Raw genomic sequence first — 15,409 nt, forward strand, 5'->3', positions numbered from 1 at the left:
TCCCCGGTGAGGCTTTTTCCCCTTCTGCGACGGCGAATACTCACAGAAACATCATTTAACCCACAGAAGGAGAAGCAGCATGTCACAGCAGAACGTCAAGGGCGCGACAGCGAAGCCTACAGAATCATCAGCAAAGAAAACCCGCGCTGCGAAAAAATCAGCGACTGCCGTTGAAGCGGTGCTGGAAAAGGCCACCCTCGCGTACTTCCCCCTTTCCCGCCTGGTGAAGTCCCCGCTTCAGGCCCGCAAGCGGCCGCACTCCCCTGAAGATATCCGCGACACGGCTGAAAGCATTGCCGGGGTCGGACTTATCCAGAATCTGGCGGGGCATGAAATGGCCGATGGCCAGATCGGTATCTGCGCCGGGGGCGGACGCCTGGAATCGCTGGTGCTGCTGCAAAGCGAGGGGCGCTGGCATCCCGACCAGCTGGTCCCTGTGCGTATCGTGCCGGAGGATATGGCAAAGGCCGTTTCGCTGACCGAGAACGGCAGACGCCGGGATATGCACCCGGCTGAGCAGATTCAGGGTTTCCGCGAACTGTCAGAAGAGGGCAAAACGAATGCACAGATTGCAGACCTGATGGGCTACAGCACCCGCCACGTTGAGCGCTGCATGAAGCTCGCCGGACTGGCTCCCTCACTGCTGTGCCTGCTGTCCGAAGACCGCATTCAGCTCGACCACTGCCACGCGCTGGCGCTGGCCGACACCCATGAACGCCAGGAAGAAATCTGGGAAAGCGCCGTCAGCCGCGCGTATGACGTCCCGTCCCCGCAGGCGATCCGCAGCCTGGTCACCTCGGGCGAGGTGAAAACGTCAGGCAGCGACCTGTTCCGCTTCACCGGGCTGGATGCGTATCTCGCAGAGGGCGGCGAGCTGCGCACCGACCTGTTCAGCGACGAAAACGAGGGCTGGGTCGATTCCCTGACGCTGCAACGCGCCGCGCTGAACAAGCTGTCCGTCATCGGGGCTGAGATTGCGCAGCGCGAAGGCTGGCAGTGGAGTGAGGCGCGGCTGAGTCAAATCAGGACGTGGGGCGATGATGCAAGGGCGTATCGTCACTATCCGTTTCCTGAGCGCGTATTTACCGCAGAGCAGGCGTCCCGCCTGGAGGAGATTGAAACGCTGATGGACGCGGCCAGCGACGACGAACGCGCCGCGCTCGATGCCGAAGTCGCGGCCATCCATGACGCCGGGGAAGCCGCCGCGTGGCCTGAAGCAACGCGCCAGCTCTGCGGCGTGGTGGTGTCGCTGGACCACGGTGTGATTCACATTCAGCGCGGGCTGGCGCACATCACCGAAGAGGAAGCCGCCGCCATCGAAGCCCGCCAGGCCGCAGCGGTCGCGGCCGTCACCCACGCACAGCCGACCGTTGAGGCCGATGAATTCCCCGCCACGCTGGTGAAAGCGATGTCCTGTGAGCGCACGCTGGCGGTTCAGGCCGCGCTCTGTACGCAGGCTGATATGTCGGTCACGCTGCTGATCTGGCATCTGGCAAAGGGGGTATTCACCTCCGGGCGCGGCGGTCCGGATCCATCCCGGGTTCAGCTTAACGACAACCAGTACATACTGCGGGAAAAATCCGTCTCCGGTGAAAACGGCAGGGCGTACCGCTTCCTGATGGAAGAAAAAGCCCGCTGGGAGGCCCGCCTGCCGGACGACTGGCGTCACGACATGCGCTGGCTGCTGGCATGGTCTCCGGAGGAGAGAAATGCCCTGCTGGGCTTCCTGTCTGCCCTGTCGGTCGACGGCATGCAGGACCGCGAGTACAGCCGCACGCAGCGCAGCAGCCTGGACGCGCTGGAGTCGGTGATGGCATTCAACCTTTACGACTGGTGGCAGCCGACCGCTGAGAACTATTTCAGCCGCATCGGCAAGACGCAGATCTGCAAGGCGATGAGCGAGGCGGGACTGACGGGCAAGGCCAGCGATGCCGAAAAAATGAAGAAAGGCGATGCCGCCGAGCTGGCCGCTGAAGAACTGGCGGCAAGCAGCTGGCTCCCCGCGTGGATGAAACCCGCCGTCGATGCCAGCGAAGAAACCACCCCGGACGAGCGCGCCGCCTAACCTACAGGCCGCCCCGCGAGGGGCGGCATTCAGGAGAAAACAATGAGCCAGGAACTGACCATCATTTCCGCCAGCCGTGCGCTGGTTCCCGTCAGCGATGCCCGTCGCGCCGCTATGGACGCGATTGCCGAGGTGGAAGACAGGCGCCGGAACGGGCGGCGTTTATCCCGCCACCCGTATTCGTGGGCGTTCTTCCGCCACCTTTCAGGGGCGGGCCGGGCCAGCGGGCAGAGCCTGCTGCGCGCCGGGATAATGTGGGAGCCGCGCCGCCGGATGACCAGCATCAGCGAGTACGAGCACGCGCTGAACGTGCTGCTGGAAAGCCACGGGCTGCACTGCCCGCTGCCGCTGTCGGGCAGCGTGCGGCAGCAGCTGTTTCCCGAATACTGCTTTGCCCAGGATGATCGCCGTGAGAAGAAACGGGCACTGTCCATGCACACGGCAGCCCGGCGGGAAGCGAGCCAGGCTGCGCGGGAATACATGCTGCTTCAGGGGCGGGCAGGGCAGGTGGCGTCTGAGCTGAACTTCTGCACGCCGGTGACCGTCAGCGCGTGGTACAACAGGTGGGAAAGGGAACTGCCTGAAGAACTGCTCGAAGGCGCTTTCTGGCGGTGGCAAAAAAGGTTTCCCTCGCTTCAGCCCCTGCTGCCACTTGAAGGAATGGGAAATCCCCTCTGGTTCGTGATCGGTGCCCTGAACCACTGTAACAGCCATACTCCCGACTGGCTTAGCTCGCTGGAAACTAACTTCAGTCAGAACCGTCTGAGGGTAATAACTCAGGATGAAATGATGAAAAAATCTCCGTAAAAGTGTGACTTTGTGTCACTCCGTGGTATTATAAGTGTGACAAAGTTACACACAGGAGGCGATATGTCAGTTACCCGATTACGGCAACAGGGTGGTGCGGTGGTGTTGACCATTCCAAGCGACATCGCTGCAAAGGCGGGATGGAGTGTCGGCACCCTGCTCGATGTGACTGCAGATGGTGAAGCCGTGAGCATTAAGCCATCAGGCCGCATGGCGCGGGGAAGTAAAACACTCTCGCAACTGCTACAGGGGATTGATGAGGAAGAGATCCGCCAGTTTAATCAGGACGTCAGTGACGGCCTGAATGATGAGCCGCAGGGCAGGGAGGCGATCTGATGGTATCAAGGAAGGTGCCACAGAAAGGCGAAATCTGGCACGTCAATGGCGACCCCGTCGAGGGAAGGGAGTTCAGGGGACCGCATTATTATCTTGTCATTTCACCGCGTGAGCTGGTCGCTGCCCTGGGAACAGCCGTATGCGTCCCGGTCACGAGCGGAGGAGCAGCAGCCCGTTCGAAGGCCGTCACGGTATACCTGGACGGCGACAGTACCGACAACGGGAAAGTGACAGGCGTGGCATTGTGCTATCAGCTGCGCTCTCTCGATCTGACCGCGCGAAAGGCCAGCTATGCGGCTAAAGTAGAGCCGCATATCATGGATGAGATCCTTTCAATGGTTGTGGACCTGATTGACCCACGTTAAAACTGAATCAGCTGGCCTGCATAGCAGGCAGCTGTATTTCAGGACCGAGGACCGTTAAGGATGTATTTTTTTTTCATTATGTAAACTGCCGTGCAGGCAGACTATTAAAATCAATTGATAACCATACAGGATGTCATCATGAAAAATATCAGCCAGGCCGCTAGTTTTATTGAAATTCAGACTGCCGCCCGCAATATAGGAATGGACGTCATTACCGGTGCGACGCTGTTCGAACTGTGGAAAGGCGATCGCTATAAGGGCGGCTATCCCACGCTGGAAATGTTAGCACACGAGGTCAGCCTGCATCTTTCAATGGCTGCTGATGCCGCCGCAGAACGGGCCAGCCAGTTTGAGCTGGTCAGAACAGCGCTGGAAAATCAGGGCGCAACTGAAGCCGCCGTCCTTCATCATGGTAAAGTCATTGGCCTTTGCACCACTTCCGCCGGGCGGGGTAAATCCATCCAGCTGGCCAATGCCGTGACCGATGACGGCAGGCCGCTGAACACTCACAATCTTGAGATATCCCGTTCTAAACAAAACCTGAAAGCGGCGCAGCTTAAATCACAGTTCACGGCCAGAATTTATGATGGAGAGATTTTCTATGTCTGTCAGCACGATCCCTACTAATGACGTTTTTAAAGATTTGTGCCTCATTCTCCGGCTACATAAGGACAAGGACTATATTGAAGAACTTTTTATCAGGAAGGGGTGGGATGTAAGCCGGGCCAAAATCAACGCATGGAGTAAGCGTGCAGGGGACTTTAATCGCGACTTTCGCCCTATGCCTGAAAAGGCCTTGCGGGACTTTATCGATGCCTTGAAAGAGGAAAAACTGATTGAAGACGACTCTTCGGCAGTGTAAGTTAAAAAAACTGCTGAACAAGCAGCTTAGAAAATTCTGTCGTAGAGTCTGCAGTCTACTGCCGGACAGGCAGCTTAGAAAATTCCACTGGAAAGAAAGTTATCCACTGCCGAACAGGCAGAGTTGTTAAGGTGCAGTACGCGCATAGTCCCCCATGTTTTAAGCGCGTATTACACCCCGCCTCCATAGCAACTTTTGTTACCTCACATCCTCTTCATCTCGCATGTTTCAGATGGAATAAAAATCCCCTCTTCTGTTGCCTGATTCAACCACTTCTGCCCGTGCAGGTAATGCCTCCTAACCGATTGTCGGTGGCGTGGTGCTGCAGCTGCAGGTCCTAAAAGAAAAACAGCATGGCCCCCTTCGGCTCCCCGTCCGTTCCGTCCGGGTCGTCAAGCCCGACTGCGCTAAGCGGCAAGCCGCTAAGCTCCGCCGAACCCCGCAGGCGGGTTTCGGGCCTGACGGCTAGGGTCTGATGGCAACGTCAAGGTCAACCCCCGCAGCCGGCTATCGCCGGCGCACTCACTGGCCGCGCAGCGGCCGCTGAGGACGCCACGCCGTTCCGCCGTGTCGGGTGTGTTCGTGCTCATCTCAACATCCGTGCCCCCACTCCCGGCGGTTCTTCGCGGAGGGCTGGTCGTAGCACCGCCGGTTCGGGCAGAAAGGGGTGAAATGCACGTCGCCTAAAACTTTTTGCCTGGAGCCGCAAAAACTTTTCGTCGTCGCCCCTTTATGCCCTCTCTTCGTCGTTGCTCCTTTGCCCTTTGCCGCGATGAACTCACCGAGAGATGGCATAAGCCACCGACAACAGGAGAACCAGCATGAACACACAGAACATCAAAACCGCCGCTTCTGAATCTTCCGAAAGATGGGGGGAAGGGCAGGAAATCAGGGGTGTCAGCCCGGCGCTGGCTGAACGTCTTAAATATCTAAAAATCTGGCGTGAAGAACGTATGTTGGCATGTGAGCGCGAGGAGCTGCTGTTCGGGACGCTGATAAATATGGCTGATGACGTGTGCAGGACTGTCACCAACTGGTCGGTGCCGCGCCCTGTCATGCCACTTTCATCCGTACAGGCCTGGGCTGAAGCCCGGAAAATTGCGCTGAGTCTGTACGGGGAGTTGGGCCAGGCGGCATGGAGCTATGCGGTCGACTATCTGAAAACTGAACTTAGCGCCGGTTACGCCATGTTCAAAGCCGACATCGCCTGATCCACAAACATCACACGAACCCGGCCCGCCTCCGGTGGGCCAGAAACAGAAGGAATGCAGCATGACACAGAACCAGACGGCAGTAGCAATCTACCCTGAAAAGGTGTTTTTCAGCCCATCGCTGTTTATCGGCTGGCACGCGGTGCGCGTCAGCGGTAAATGGCGAACCAGAGCCGACGGCAGAACGCTGGACGAACTGCGCCAGACTTGGCCGGATATGGTGCTGGGAAAATTGAGTGACTATCAGGCCCTGTCCGATGCCCGGCACTATACGCCCGTGAAGGAAATCGACGAGGCGCGCTTCACCGACCAGCTGGAGGTACTGCCTCCGGAAGACTGGCAGTGTCTAGGCAAAGGGCTGGGGCAGTCGTTTAAGTCGTCAGAATACTGGAGTGGGGACGTCACGGACATTTTTGCCCACGTTCAGGGGCGTTTCTTTGAGTTTCGTGACCGCTGCACGCTGTCGCATCAGGATATCGTGGCGCGTATTCAGAAGGAGGTGTTTGACCGGGAGCAGGCGTAAAAAAAGCAGAGCAAAGGCTCTGCTTCATTACGGTCAACTGCGCTAACAGCTGGCCATCATCAACAAAATCAAATGAGGTTAATCATGGAACTTGCTGAAGTCACAATCATTGCACCAACGGCGGGATATGTAAAGTCTGACGTGACCGCGCCACACGTCCGGGTGATGCATGGAAGCATCGCCGCGCAGGATATCGCTCCGGAAATTCGGGCCAGAGGCCGCCACGTTGCCCGCTGTTCGCAGAAACGGCGGTCAGTGCGCGTCCCCGCGATGCGCGGCAGCGAATGGGGGCAGTTCCTGCGCACCCTTGAATTAACCCGGGCACTGGCCTGAACCACGGAGTGCCGCCCCTGTCGGGGCGGCAGTAAGGAGAACCGATCATGCTAAATCTGACGTTACGCAAAACCCCTGTATGTACGGCGCTATCAGGCGTCTGCCTTCTGGTACTGGACAACGATGACCAGGCGCTATTCATCAACGGTGACTACATCAGCGAGCTGGCAGAAACCCCCGCCCTGGCGGACGTGGGGCGGCTCACGGCGGCAGCGATGGGCGTGCCGCTCAAACGGCTGGAACTACCGGAACCTGCCGGGGAATGGTGTTGGGGAGATATCACCGAACGCCTGAATAGCACGGCGGCTACGCTGGATGCACGGGCTAAAGTGACAATTCTGGAATGTGCGCTGAAGAGCGGCCGGGGCTTTCATTTCTGCAATCATCCGTTGCTCAGTGGCAGCAACAGCGATCTGTGGTTCCCCCGTCAGGAAGGGGAAAGCCTGCACGAAGCCGTGGAGCGAGTGATGGTGATGAACCACCAGGCAGAAAACGTGACGCGGCTGGAACCTGTTGCCGGGGTCCGCTTGGAAAACGGAAAATATCCTACGCTAAGCCTGTTTTTTGTACAGACTACTATTCACTGAGCGTAATGCGCGGTATTTACCCTGTCCCAGTTTGAGGTTTGTTCTCCAGACGTAATCCCCGCTCAGGTTGATGTGTTCCCATCCCAGCGGTGACAGATGAGAAATCAGCTGCTCATTTAGTGGGATCCCTTTTCGCTTCAGAGAATCTATGGCTCTTTCTATATATACCGTATTCCACAGTGAGATCGCCGCAGTCAGCAATGTCAGCCCGCTGGCCCGGTAGCTCTGGTTTTCCAGTCCCCGATCTCTGATTTCCCCCAGTCGGTGCATAAAGACTGCTCGCGCAAGGGCATTGCGGGCCTCACCTTTATTCAACCCAGCCTGTACTCGTCGACGCAGCGAAGGATCCCGGAACCAGTCCAACATAAACAATGACCTTTCTATGCGGCCAATCTCCCTCAGAGCCTTTGCCAGACCATTCTGTTTAGGATAGCTGGCCAGCTTTTTCATCATCAGTGATGCTGTTACCGTTCCCTGCTTTATAGAACTTGCCAGACGCAGTACCTCATGCCAGTGGGTTTCAATTTCCTTCAGATTCAGGCTGGTTGAGGAGATGATTGACTGAAGCCCCGGATACAACTCAGCTTTCCCATGGATAAACAGCCGCTTGTCATGAAGATCCCGGATCCTTGGCGCAAAAGCGAATCCGAGCAGATGCATTAGCGCGAAAACATGCTCAGTGAAACCTGCGGTGTCAGTATAATGCTCTGTAATTTCCAGATCGGTTTCGTGATACAGCAGACCATCAAGTACGTGTGTTGAGTCCCGCACGCGGCTGATGACTTTGGTGTAAAACGGGCTGTACTGGTCCGAAATATGTGTATAAATTTGCACGCCTGGCTCCTGACCGTATTTCAGATTGACCTGACCCGCATAACGCCCGTGACTCCCCACCCGAAAGTTCTGTCCGTCAGACGATGACGTTGTTCCATCGCCCCAGAATGCTGCCAGAGGCCGCTTTTTCTGCGCATTAACCACCTCGGCCAGCGCGGCTGAATAGGTTTCATCCCTGATGTACCAGGCCTGAATGCCCTCGAGTGACGATTTTGTCGTTCCCGGACAGGATTCGGCCATCTTTGTCAGCCCAAGGTTGATCCCATCGGCAAGTATGGTGGTCAGTAACAACTTTCTGTCTTTAGGTTTAACGTGATTATTTTTGAGGTGTGTGAAATGTCGGGTAAAACCCGTCCAGCCATCCACTTCATCCAGCATTTCAGTAATTTTAGGGTGAGGCAGCATGCCATAAACCAGATCACCAAAAGGGGATGCTGCTGAAGGGACACTATTATCCAGCGGGGTAATTTTCACGCCTTTATCTGATATATCAACATCGGGTAAATCACCGGCCAGCGCCATTGCATTAACTTCCTCCAGGCGCGATGCCAGAAGCGTCAAACGGCTCTCGATGTATTCATGGCAATCGCCCGGAACAGCAAGGGGTAACAGGTAATCCCTGAGTGATTTTTTAAAATCGCCGGACGGGATCAGATAATCATCGAAATTCCTGTAGCGGCGAGACCCTTTTACCCAGATGTCACCTGAACGCAAGGCTCCCTTCAGCTCGTTCAGCACGCAAAATTCGTAATATTTTCGGTCAATGCCGGTGGGAGTGATCACCACCTTTCTCCAGCTTTCCGGGATAAACCCGGTTGGCGCGGAAGGTGGTACTTTTCGGAGTTGTTTTCGATACATCTCTCTGAAGGTATCAAGCGCGTCACAGAGCTGCATTGCGGTGGGTGCAGCCCTGAACTGCAACGCGGACAGCATCCGGGGGGCGTATTTACGCAGCGTACTGTATTTTTCTGTGATCAGATGCAACGGGTCGAAGTTGTCCTTACGTGACAGGAGCCGCGTCTCTTCCATGCTGTTGATAAATTCCTGCCAGGGAAGGACGCCTTCTATTGCGGCCCAGGGATCTTCACCGGATTCTCTGGCATTAAGCAATGCCTGCCCGACGGTAACGTATTGCTTCAGCTTACTCTGAATCAGCTTTCCCGTTTGCTGGAGTCGTTCGGCCTGTGTGCGTTTTGCCCAGCTGAACAGACTGCCAAGAATACGCTCGTGCAAATCAATAACTTCGTCAGTCAGGGTGGCCCTGGCCTCCGATATGACACAAACCAGAGAGGCATAACGGCGAACATCCGTGAATTTTGCCAGGTCCCGGCTACTCATTTTCCTGCCTTCGCGTGCGAGTTTCAGGAGCCTGTTCTGGTGAACGGAAAGCGCAATACCGTCTGGCAGTGCCAGCGACTCTATCGCATTTAACCGGTCGATATGTTGCAGGACATTCTTACCATTAATTTTCCCCGGAGGCTGGAGCATCCAGGCCAGCCGTGAAGGTTGCTCACCCTCAGATACCAGCAGACGGTCCAGCGCCGCTTTATGTCCCGGTTCAAGCTGCGCGGTCAGCGCAGAAAATACCGCCCTGTCTGCAAGCGTTGTTGCTTCGGCCAGAGTTCGCTCGATGACATCAACAGAAGGGAAAATGACATTATTACTGTGGAGCCAGGAAAGCATTTCTTCCGCAAGCAAAAAACCTCTGTCTGTCCGCATGGCGTGGGGGTAAAGGTGACGAATGCAAATTTTTTGCAGTGCCCGGTTGAATGGGGATAATTCCAGGTAGCGGTAGAGTTCAGCCAGATGCTCCCAGCGGGTGACCTCTCTTGAGGCATACTCGGCCCACAAATCAGGCTGAAGTTTCAAATGCGCTGCCAGCCGGGAAACAACACCGTCGTGAGGTGACATACTTTTGTCAGGGGGAAACCCCGGCCCCCGCAAATAGCAGAGTAAAACAGCAAAGCCCAGGCGATTAGCGGGTCTGCGGTGTTTATTAATAAGCGCGAGGTCATGTTCACTCAAAAAGCACATGCGCGTCAGAAGAACGTCATCATCCGGCACGACCAGCAAGCGTTCTTTTTCTTCACTACTGAGTATTTGTCTCCGTGGCATAGATGCTTTCTCTGCATATAGTTTATTCTAGTTATCACCTCACACTGACCGAAACCGGTCGGTTTTGTACATACCAATGAGGTATACCCTAATATGACGGGCTGACGCGCCCGCAGGGCTTGCCCAACCCCTCCCCTGTTCAGAAACGAGTTCTGAACAGACTTACGGTTTTCGCTGCTAGTCAATAAAATTAAATACGAACATCAGAAATATCTTCCGGACACTTTTTCCCGATAGTGCCGAAATGTCCAATATGGATAGCATTTTTCGTCCATTGCAGAAGGGCCGCATCGAGTGCCATAAGATGGCAAATATAATGCTGGGCAGAAAGCTCTGTATGTCTAACTACAAGGGGTATTGAATGAGGGGCGTAAAAAAGGCCGCTAGCGCGGCCTTATTCAGACTTTAAGTGGGTGCTTTATGCCATGTAAAGAGTAAATGCCAGTGACCACATGGAAAGCAAGTAACCCATATGCAAAGCCGCACGATGTCCAGAAGTGAGCAAAACTATCCGCATCACCACTGTAAGAAGCGAATATAAAGAATAGCTGAGCCAGGCAACCTGCAACAAATATAACCATCGTATGTTTAGCAATGTTCATTAGTCGGCTCCTTTTTTTCAATTACACCAGGCCAGATCCCGCACAGTCAGCAGAACTGGACAGAATGACCTGAACGCCCATTAACAAGATAACAAGATAACAAGATGTTATTTTTGTTTTGCTACTGCTATCAATCGTGATATCTCTGTTTTTGGTAGTGTCTTTAGTGCTTCTATCGCCGCCCTGACAACATCAGAACGATTCACTCTGCCTTTGCCTGAAACCATCTCTGCCGTTATAAGCTCATCAATGTCTTTTAGGTTTTCTTCAAAAAAGGAAACACTCACTGGTTTTGCTTTGCTTACAACCGATAATTTATCTGATGACTTTTTGGCATTATCAAGACCAGCCGTGCCACCGTTAATAAATGCTGCCTCGTCACGAGGTGGAGTGTTTGCTCTATTTCTCACAGAATAACCTCTTTAACTAACGCTTCGATTTCTTGCTGTGCTTTATCATTTTGCGTTTCAAAAATTGTCATTGATTCGGCCCAGGCATCTCGATGTGCTTTACGATCACATACTCGGGAGTTCGCCAGATGCATTTCAGGATAATCCTTGAGTACTTCAGCTGCCTGATTGGCTTCATTAACAAACATGTTTGTAGGAGTCATGTTTAAAACGAGATATCCCCGAACATCCTCATTAAAATTTTTTGCTGCTGTAAAAACGGAGCATGTATGAGGTACAACATCCAGGTCCATCTGCGAAGGACGCAAAGGAGATATGAATACATCAGCGGCCATCAATCCACTACGCATTTCTGCACTATCACGGCCAGCACAGTCTGCAATGACAAAATCATAGGATTTTTCGTGTTCCTTTAACATTGCTTTGATGTTGCCTGTTGCGCCTGTTACCGGAATATGGAGGAAATCTTCAGGGCGATTGTTGTACCAGGTTAAAACTGATTTCTGGTCATCTGCGTCGACAATAATCACGCGATTACCTAATGACATCAGATATGCGGCTATTGATACCGCTAGTGTACTTTTACCAACACCACCTTTTTGACTACCTAATACAATTATCATTATAACCTCATATTAAGTTGTTAAGTTAACAACTTAATATTGCCACCAGGGCATGGATTACGCAATTATTTTATTAAGTTAATAATTTATTATATTGGTAACTGTCTGATTTATAATTTAATTAAGATAACAAGATAACAAGATAACAAGATAACAAGATAACAAGATGATAGGGTTTATGGATGGGTTAACTATTCATAATCGGGCTATTGGCAAATCTGTCCATCTGGTGGTGTACGCAGGGGAAAGCATTTCCCGTTTCATTTGCCAGTCAGGAGCTATGCCTCGTCCCGCAAACCACACTTTTCCCAGCCCTGAATGGTTAATACCGTCCACGACTTTCATCAGGGCTTCGCTGTTTTCCCGTGGTCGTGCATCATCGAACAGGCTCAGTTGCGTAACGCCCACTGGCGTGAAGTCGTTCAGCATCACGCCTGCTTTGGCATAACGATGACCCGGAACCCAGATGCGGTTCAGCGCCCGCACGGCTGCGGCGATGATATCCCGGGTATCCTTTGTCGGGATCACCAGGCTTTCGCTCGCCATATTGCTGTAATAAGGTTCGTTCGCGGCAAACGGTGACGTTTTCACAAACACCCCGATATGCCGGCAGAACTGCCGCTCGCCGCGCAGCTTCTCAGCCGCCCGCTCCGCATAGCTGCAGACGGCCTCCCGCAGCGCGAAGAAGTCCGAAACACGTTCGCCAAAGCTCCGGCTGCAGACAATCTGCTGTTTTGCCGGCGGCGCTTCTTCCAGACTGATGCAGCTTTCGCCCTGAAGCTCCCTGACCGTCCTCTCCAGCACCACGCTGAAATGCTTCCGGATGAATGACGGGCTTGTCTGCGCCAGCTGCAGCGCGGTGCTTATCCCCATTATGTTCAGCTTCCCGGATAATTTTCTGCCCACGCCCCAGACTTCTTCCACCGGCTGCAGGGCGAGCAGTTTTGCTGTCCGGCGTGGATTATCCGGGGTGATAGCCAGTACGCCGCCGAACTGGCGCCACTGCTTTGACGCCCACTGCGCGCTTCTGGCCAGCGTTTTAGTCGGCCCCATGCCGACGCCGATGGTCAGGGCCGTATGGCGGTGAACATATTCGCGCAGCTGACGACCGAAGTCCTCAAACGTCGCGCAGCTGTCGATGCCGGCGACGTCGAGAAACATCTCATCGATACTGTACTGCTCCACGCGGGGGGAAAGGGCCTCCAGGCAGCGCATGACGCGCTCCGACATCGAGTGGTACAACGAATAATTACTTGAGAACACCACCACGCCTGACTTCTCAGCCGTGGCCTTCAGCTTAAACCAGGGCTCCCCCATCGGAATATTCAGGGCTTTTGCCTCGGCGCTGCGTGCGATGACGCACCCGTCATTGTTACTGAGTACAATGACGGGGCGGGTTTTGAGATCGGGGCGGAACACCTTCTCGCAGGAGGCATAGAAACTGTTAACATCAGCCAGGGCAAACATCGTTCCCCCCTTTTAAAGGCGCGCCCGGGTCCGGTGGATGAAGTGCGTCACCACCCCGAACAGGGTGAGGGTTTCCGGGTACAGCGTCGGGTAATCCGGGTTCATTGGCTCAAGCGCCGGGCGGGGCCGCAGCCGCAGACGTTTGACGGTAAACCCCCCGTCCATTTCCGCAATAACGATATCGCCTTCCTGCGCGGTTTCTGCCCGGTCGACAATCAGAATATCGCCGTTATACAACCCGAGGTCGCGCATGCTCTCTCCACTGGCGCGGAGAAAGTAGGTGGCAGACGGATGCCGGATGCACAGGCTGTTCAAATCAAGTTCCGCTTCGACATAGTCGCCAGCCGGGCTCGGAAAGCCGGCCGGGCAGGCTTCGCCAAACAACGGGATAGCCACCGGCGCGGGTGACGCCGGACATGCCTGCAGCTGCGTCCGGGAGAAAACAGGTTCGTTACGCTTCATCACGGCAGCCAGCTGTCGTCCTGCCAGATAGCCTCCAGCGTTTCCATCACATCCGCCTTCTCACGATCACTGCGCGCGCCGCTGACATCGAGGCTGCTCTGTGATCCCTTGCTGACGTTGAGCCACAGTGACGGGTAATGCGGCGTCAGGCGTCGCTCAATTTCCTGCTGCAGAGCGGCAAATGCCCCGGCGGGCATGGCCTTTACCTGTTCCGGAGAAAAACGTACTGAAACCTGTAGCATGATATTCTCTCTCATATCTTTACTGTATGCATATACAGTAAAGATATGCGCAGCCGCCCTTTTTGTCAATCTGTGACAGAGGTCTGTTTGCCTGGATTTTAACCGTATCGATCCGGCAGAACCCCACCGCCTGTCCTTTGCGGCTTTGAGCCGATCCCTCATCGTTATCCACAGGGTTGTCGGCTGGTTTTCCACCCTGTCTGTGGATAATGCGGTCATCGGCACGCTGCCAGGGTGCCGCGTCCGCCTTTCACGGGACGGGCGGTTTACCGCTCAGGCCCGGTGCCGTGGGTATTTTTCACCACGCCCTCGCTCCGCTGAGGAACGCCCTTCAAGCCGCTTTCGCGGCATAGCCTTGCCGCCATAAAAGCTGACGGCTGCGGTATTCCACGGTCGGCCTGACCCGTCGGCTTTCGCGGCGTACGGGCAGCGTGCGGCAGGGAACGGTATCGCGGTGATGCCTCCTGCTCACGCTGACTGTTGAGGAGGCGGGCGAGCCATTGCCCGAAAAACAGATGAAAAAACGCATGACCGTGAAAGCTTTTATAAACAGGCTGTCGCACTACCCCGACGACGCGCTGTGCTGCGGCACGTTCTGGCTGGCCGATGATTTTCTCTCACTGGACGGCTCGCTCACGGACGGCGACATCGATGCAGCGATGGAGCGGGCGCAGGACAGCCATGATGCGAATGACGGATTTAACTGGAGCCACCTGCAGGCGGCGATTGATGAGGTAAAACGTGTATGAATACCTGGCTGGTCGGCTTTGCCGTTGAAATCAGCGGCGTGGAAATGATGGTGCATCACATGATATCAGCAACCGGCCTGGCGCAGGCTGAATCGGGCGCGATACTGATGGGCCGGACGTGGTAGGACAGTCTGCTGCGCGAGGATGACCGTCACCGCTGGCAATATCCGGATGGCGTGGTCTGGTATAACAGTATCATCCTGCTCGATGACGTGGAGAGCAGTATCCTGCGCGGGCTGAAGTTTCTGGATACGTGGGCAGTAACCGGCGTGACGGATACGCCCGGCCTCTGCGATGATTACGGTAATGACTGGCGGGATATCACCCGCTGACTCCTTCCTGACCGGGCGTGCAGCCCGGTTTTTCTCCCTGTTTAGGCCATCGCCCTCACCGGCTCCGCTTTTCTTCCGCGACCGCGGCGCGGCGCGGGGGGATGAGCCTGCCACCCGCTGCCAGTGTCTCGCGTCCGGCCTGTTACGGGACGGGCGGTTTTTCCGCTCAGGCCCGGCGCCGTCGGTATTTTGCGCCAGCCCCTCGCCCTTTAAGGAACGCCCTTCAAGCCGCTTTCGCGGCATATCCTTGCCGCCATAAAAGCCTGGCGGCTGCGGTATTCCACGGTCGGCCTGACCCGTGACCGGACGCGATGAACAGGCAGCGTGCGGCAGGGAACGGTATCGCGGTGATGCCTCCTGCCCCCTCTGACTACAGGAGTGCTGCCATGTCCAGATTCATTCTCGGGGACTGTACTGACGTGATGCGCGGATTTCCCGACCGCGCCGTTGACCTTATTGTGACCGATCCGCCGTACCTCGTCGG

At 55.3% G+C, this 15,409-nt stretch carries 17 protein-coding genes and 4 pseudogenes; 14 read left to right on the forward strand and 7 right to left on the reverse strand.

What is annotated here, in order from left to right; genetic code table 11:
* Nucleotides 1-79: 79 nt before the first annotated feature.
* The 10 genes from BBW68_RS01480 to BBW68_RS17405 all read left to right on the forward strand — a co-directional run bounded on the left by BBW68_RS01480 (nt 80) and on the right by BBW68_RS17405 (nt 7,089).
* A complete protein-coding gene (locus tag BBW68_RS01480; protein WP_070133708.1) occupies nt 80-2,065 on the forward strand; it encodes a ParB/RepB/Spo0J family partition protein in 1,986 nt (661 codons plus the stop codon).
* A gap of 42 nt (nt 2,066-2,107) precedes the next feature.
* Nucleotides 2,108-2,872 carry a plasmid SOS inhibition protein A gene (locus tag BBW68_RS01485; RefSeq protein WP_070133709.1) on the forward strand — a complete coding sequence of 255 codons (765 nt, stop codon included), beginning with the start codon at nt 2,108-2,110 and terminating at the stop codon, nt 2,870-2,872.
* Between the two features lie 63 nt (nt 2,873-2,935).
* Nucleotides 2,936-3,208: an AbrB/MazE/SpoVT family DNA-binding domain-containing protein gene (locus BBW68_RS01490; protein ID WP_070133710.1), complete on the forward strand. Its 273-nt coding sequence runs from the start codon at nt 2,936-2,938 to the stop codon at nt 3,206-3,208.
* The gene (locus BBW68_RS01495; RefSeq protein ID WP_062818656.1) at nt 3,208-3,573 is read left to right on the forward strand and encodes a type II toxin-antitoxin system PemK/MazF family toxin; all 366 of its coding nucleotides are present in this window, start codon (nt 3,208-3,210) and stop codon (nt 3,571-3,573) included. The genes BBW68_RS01490 and BBW68_RS01495 overlap by 1 nt, the downstream gene beginning before the upstream one ends.
* 138 nt (nt 3,574-3,711) lie before the next feature.
* Nucleotides 3,712-4,200, forward strand: a complete 489-nt coding sequence (locus tag BBW68_RS01500; RefSeq protein WP_070133711.1) for a hypothetical protein — start codon at nt 3,712-3,714, stop codon at nt 4,198-4,200.
* Nucleotides 4,175-4,435: a DUF1456 family protein gene (locus BBW68_RS01505; RefSeq protein WP_070133712.1), complete on the forward strand. Its 261-nt coding sequence runs from the start codon at nt 4,175-4,177 to the stop codon at nt 4,433-4,435. The genes BBW68_RS01500 and BBW68_RS01505 overlap by 26 nt, the downstream gene beginning before the upstream one ends.
* 821 nt (nt 4,436-5,256) lie before the next feature.
* Nucleotides 5,257-5,646 (forward strand): hypothetical protein, encoded by a 390-nt coding sequence (locus tag BBW68_RS01510; protein WP_083264730.1) that lies wholly within the window; start codon nt 5,257-5,259, stop codon nt 5,644-5,646.
* A 61-nt stretch (nt 5,647-5,707) separates the two neighbouring features.
* Entirely contained in the window at nt 5,708-6,169 is a 462-nt protein-coding gene (locus BBW68_RS01515) for a hypothetical protein (protein WP_083264731.1), read from the forward strand.
* Between the two features lie 84 nt (nt 6,170-6,253).
* Nucleotides 6,254-6,502: a hypothetical protein gene (locus tag BBW68_RS01520; protein ID WP_070133713.1), complete on the forward strand. Its 249-nt coding sequence runs from the start codon at nt 6,254-6,256 to the stop codon at nt 6,500-6,502.
* Nucleotides 6,503-6,549: 47 nt separating this feature from the next.
* Entirely contained in the window at nt 6,550-7,089 is a 540-nt protein-coding gene (locus BBW68_RS17405) for a hypothetical protein (RefSeq protein ID WP_102135740.1), read from the forward strand.
* Here BBW68_RS17405 and BBW68_RS01530 read toward each other — a convergent pair.
* The 7 genes from BBW68_RS01530 to BBW68_RS01560 all read right to left on the reverse strand — a co-directional run bounded on the left by BBW68_RS01530 (nt 7,054) and on the right by BBW68_RS01560 (nt 13,844).
* Nucleotides 7,054-10,038, reverse strand: coding sequence for a Tn3 family transposase (locus tag BBW68_RS01530; protein ID WP_070133714.1), 2,985 nt, complete (start codon nt 10,036-10,038; stop codon nt 7,054-7,056). The two genes, BBW68_RS17405 and BBW68_RS01530, sit on opposite strands and share 36 nt — an antisense overlap.
* A gap of 398 nt (nt 10,039-10,436) precedes the next feature.
* Nucleotides 10,437-10,640: a hypothetical protein gene (locus BBW68_RS01535; protein WP_070133715.1), complete on the reverse strand. Its 204-nt coding sequence runs from the start codon at nt 10,638-10,640 to the stop codon at nt 10,437-10,439.
* Nucleotides 10,641-10,747: 107 nt separating this feature from the next.
* Nucleotides 10,748-11,050 carry a ribbon-helix-helix domain-containing protein gene (locus BBW68_RS18615; protein WP_070133716.1) on the reverse strand — a complete coding sequence of 101 codons (303 nt, stop codon included), beginning with the start codon at nt 11,048-11,050 and terminating at the stop codon, nt 10,748-10,750.
* Nucleotides 11,047-11,673, reverse strand: a complete 627-nt coding sequence (locus BBW68_RS01545) for a ParA family plasmid-partitioning AAA ATPase (protein WP_070133717.1) — start codon at nt 11,671-11,673, stop codon at nt 11,047-11,049. The genes BBW68_RS18615 and BBW68_RS01545 overlap by 4 nt, the downstream gene beginning before the upstream one ends.
* 195 nt (nt 11,674-11,868) lie before the next feature.
* The gene (gene umuC, locus BBW68_RS01550; RefSeq protein WP_070133718.1) at nt 11,869-13,140 is read right to left on the reverse strand and encodes a translesion error-prone DNA polymerase V subunit UmuC; all 1,272 of its coding nucleotides are present in this window, start codon (nt 13,138-13,140) and stop codon (nt 11,869-11,871) included.
* A 12-nt stretch (nt 13,141-13,152) separates the two neighbouring features.
* Nucleotides 13,153-13,602: a translesion error-prone DNA polymerase V autoproteolytic subunit gene (gene umuD / locus BBW68_RS01555; protein ID WP_070133719.1), complete on the reverse strand. Its 450-nt coding sequence runs from the start codon at nt 13,600-13,602 to the stop codon at nt 13,153-13,155.
* On the reverse strand, nt 13,602-13,844 hold the full coding sequence (locus BBW68_RS01560) for a DinI-like family protein (RefSeq protein ID WP_075594629.1): 243 nt from the start codon (nt 13,842-13,844) through the stop codon (nt 13,602-13,604). The genes umuD and BBW68_RS01560 overlap by 1 nt, the downstream gene beginning before the upstream one ends.
* A gap of 515 nt (nt 13,845-14,359) precedes the next feature.
* Here BBW68_RS01560 and BBW68_RS01565 point away from each other — a divergent pair.
* From BBW68_RS01565 to BBW68_RS15380, 4 pseudogenes are all read left to right on the forward strand, one after another.
* Nucleotides 14,360-14,593, forward strand: a pseudogene (locus BBW68_RS01565) (hypothetical protein); the annotation flags it as partial.
* Nucleotides 14,590-14,925, forward strand: a pseudogene (locus tag BBW68_RS01570) (hypothetical protein). The pseudogenes BBW68_RS01565 and BBW68_RS01570, both read left to right, overlap by 4 nt.
* Nucleotides 14,900-15,240, forward strand: a pseudogene (locus tag BBW68_RS20445) (hypothetical protein). The pseudogenes BBW68_RS01570 and BBW68_RS20445 overlap by 26 nt, the downstream one beginning before the upstream one ends.
* 71 nt (nt 15,241-15,311) lie before the next feature.
* Nucleotides 15,312-15,409, forward strand: a pseudogene (locus BBW68_RS15380) (DNA methylase); the annotation flags it as partial.

Source organism: Candidatus Erwinia dacicola (assembly GCF_001756855.1).
Classification (GTDB): domain Bacteria; phylum Pseudomonadota; class Gammaproteobacteria; order Enterobacterales; family Enterobacteriaceae; genus Erwinia; species Erwinia dacicola.

Coding starts and splice junctions, on each gene's coding strand:
- BBW68_RS01500 (WP_070133711.1), top strand. CDS start 3,712: ATGAAAAATATCAGCCAGGCCGCTAGTTTTATTGAAATTCAGACTGCC.
- BBW68_RS01510 (WP_083264730.1), top strand. CDS start 5,257: ATGAACACACAGAACATCAAAACCGCCGCTTCTGAATCTTCCGAAAGA.
- BBW68_RS01530 (WP_070133714.1), bottom strand. CDS start 10,038: ATGCCACGGAGACAAATACTCAGTAGTGAAGAAAAAGAACGCTTGCTG.
- BBW68_RS01495 (WP_062818656.1), top strand. CDS start 3,208: ATGGTATCAAGGAAGGTGCCACAGAAAGGCGAAATCTGGCACGTCAAT.
- BBW68_RS01560 (WP_075594629.1), bottom strand. CDS start 13,844: ATGCTACAGGTTTCAGTACGTTTTTCTCCGGAACAGGTAAAGGCCATG.
- BBW68_RS01480 (WP_070133708.1), top strand. CDS start 80: ATGTCACAGCAGAACGTCAAGGGCGCGACAGCGAAGCCTACAGAATCA.
- BBW68_RS01515 (WP_083264731.1), top strand. CDS start 5,708: ATGACACAGAACCAGACGGCAGTAGCAATCTACCCTGAAAAGGTGTTT.
- BBW68_RS01490 (WP_070133710.1), top strand. CDS start 2,936: ATGTCAGTTACCCGATTACGGCAACAGGGTGGTGCGGTGGTGTTGACC.
- BBW68_RS01520 (WP_070133713.1), top strand. CDS start 6,254: ATGGAACTTGCTGAAGTCACAATCATTGCACCAACGGCGGGATATGTA.
- BBW68_RS01505 (WP_070133712.1), top strand. CDS start 4,175: ATGTCTGTCAGCACGATCCCTACTAATGACGTTTTTAAAGATTTGTGC.
- umuD (WP_070133719.1), bottom strand. CDS start 13,602: ATGAAGCGTAACGAACCTGTTTTCTCCCGGACGCAGCTGCAGGCATGT.
- umuC (WP_070133718.1), bottom strand. CDS start 13,140: ATGTTTGCCCTGGCTGATGTTAACAGTTTCTATGCCTCCTGCGAGAAG.
- BBW68_RS01535 (WP_070133715.1), bottom strand. CDS start 10,640: ATGAACATTGCTAAACATACGATGGTTATATTTGTTGCAGGTTGCCTG.
- BBW68_RS01545 (WP_070133717.1), bottom strand. CDS start 11,673: ATGATAATTGTATTAGGTAGTCAAAAAGGTGGTGTTGGTAAAAGTACA.
- BBW68_RS01485 (WP_070133709.1), top strand. CDS start 2,108: ATGAGCCAGGAACTGACCATCATTTCCGCCAGCCGTGCGCTGGTTCCC.
- BBW68_RS17405 (WP_102135740.1), top strand. CDS start 6,550: ATGCTAAATCTGACGTTACGCAAAACCCCTGTATGTACGGCGCTATCA.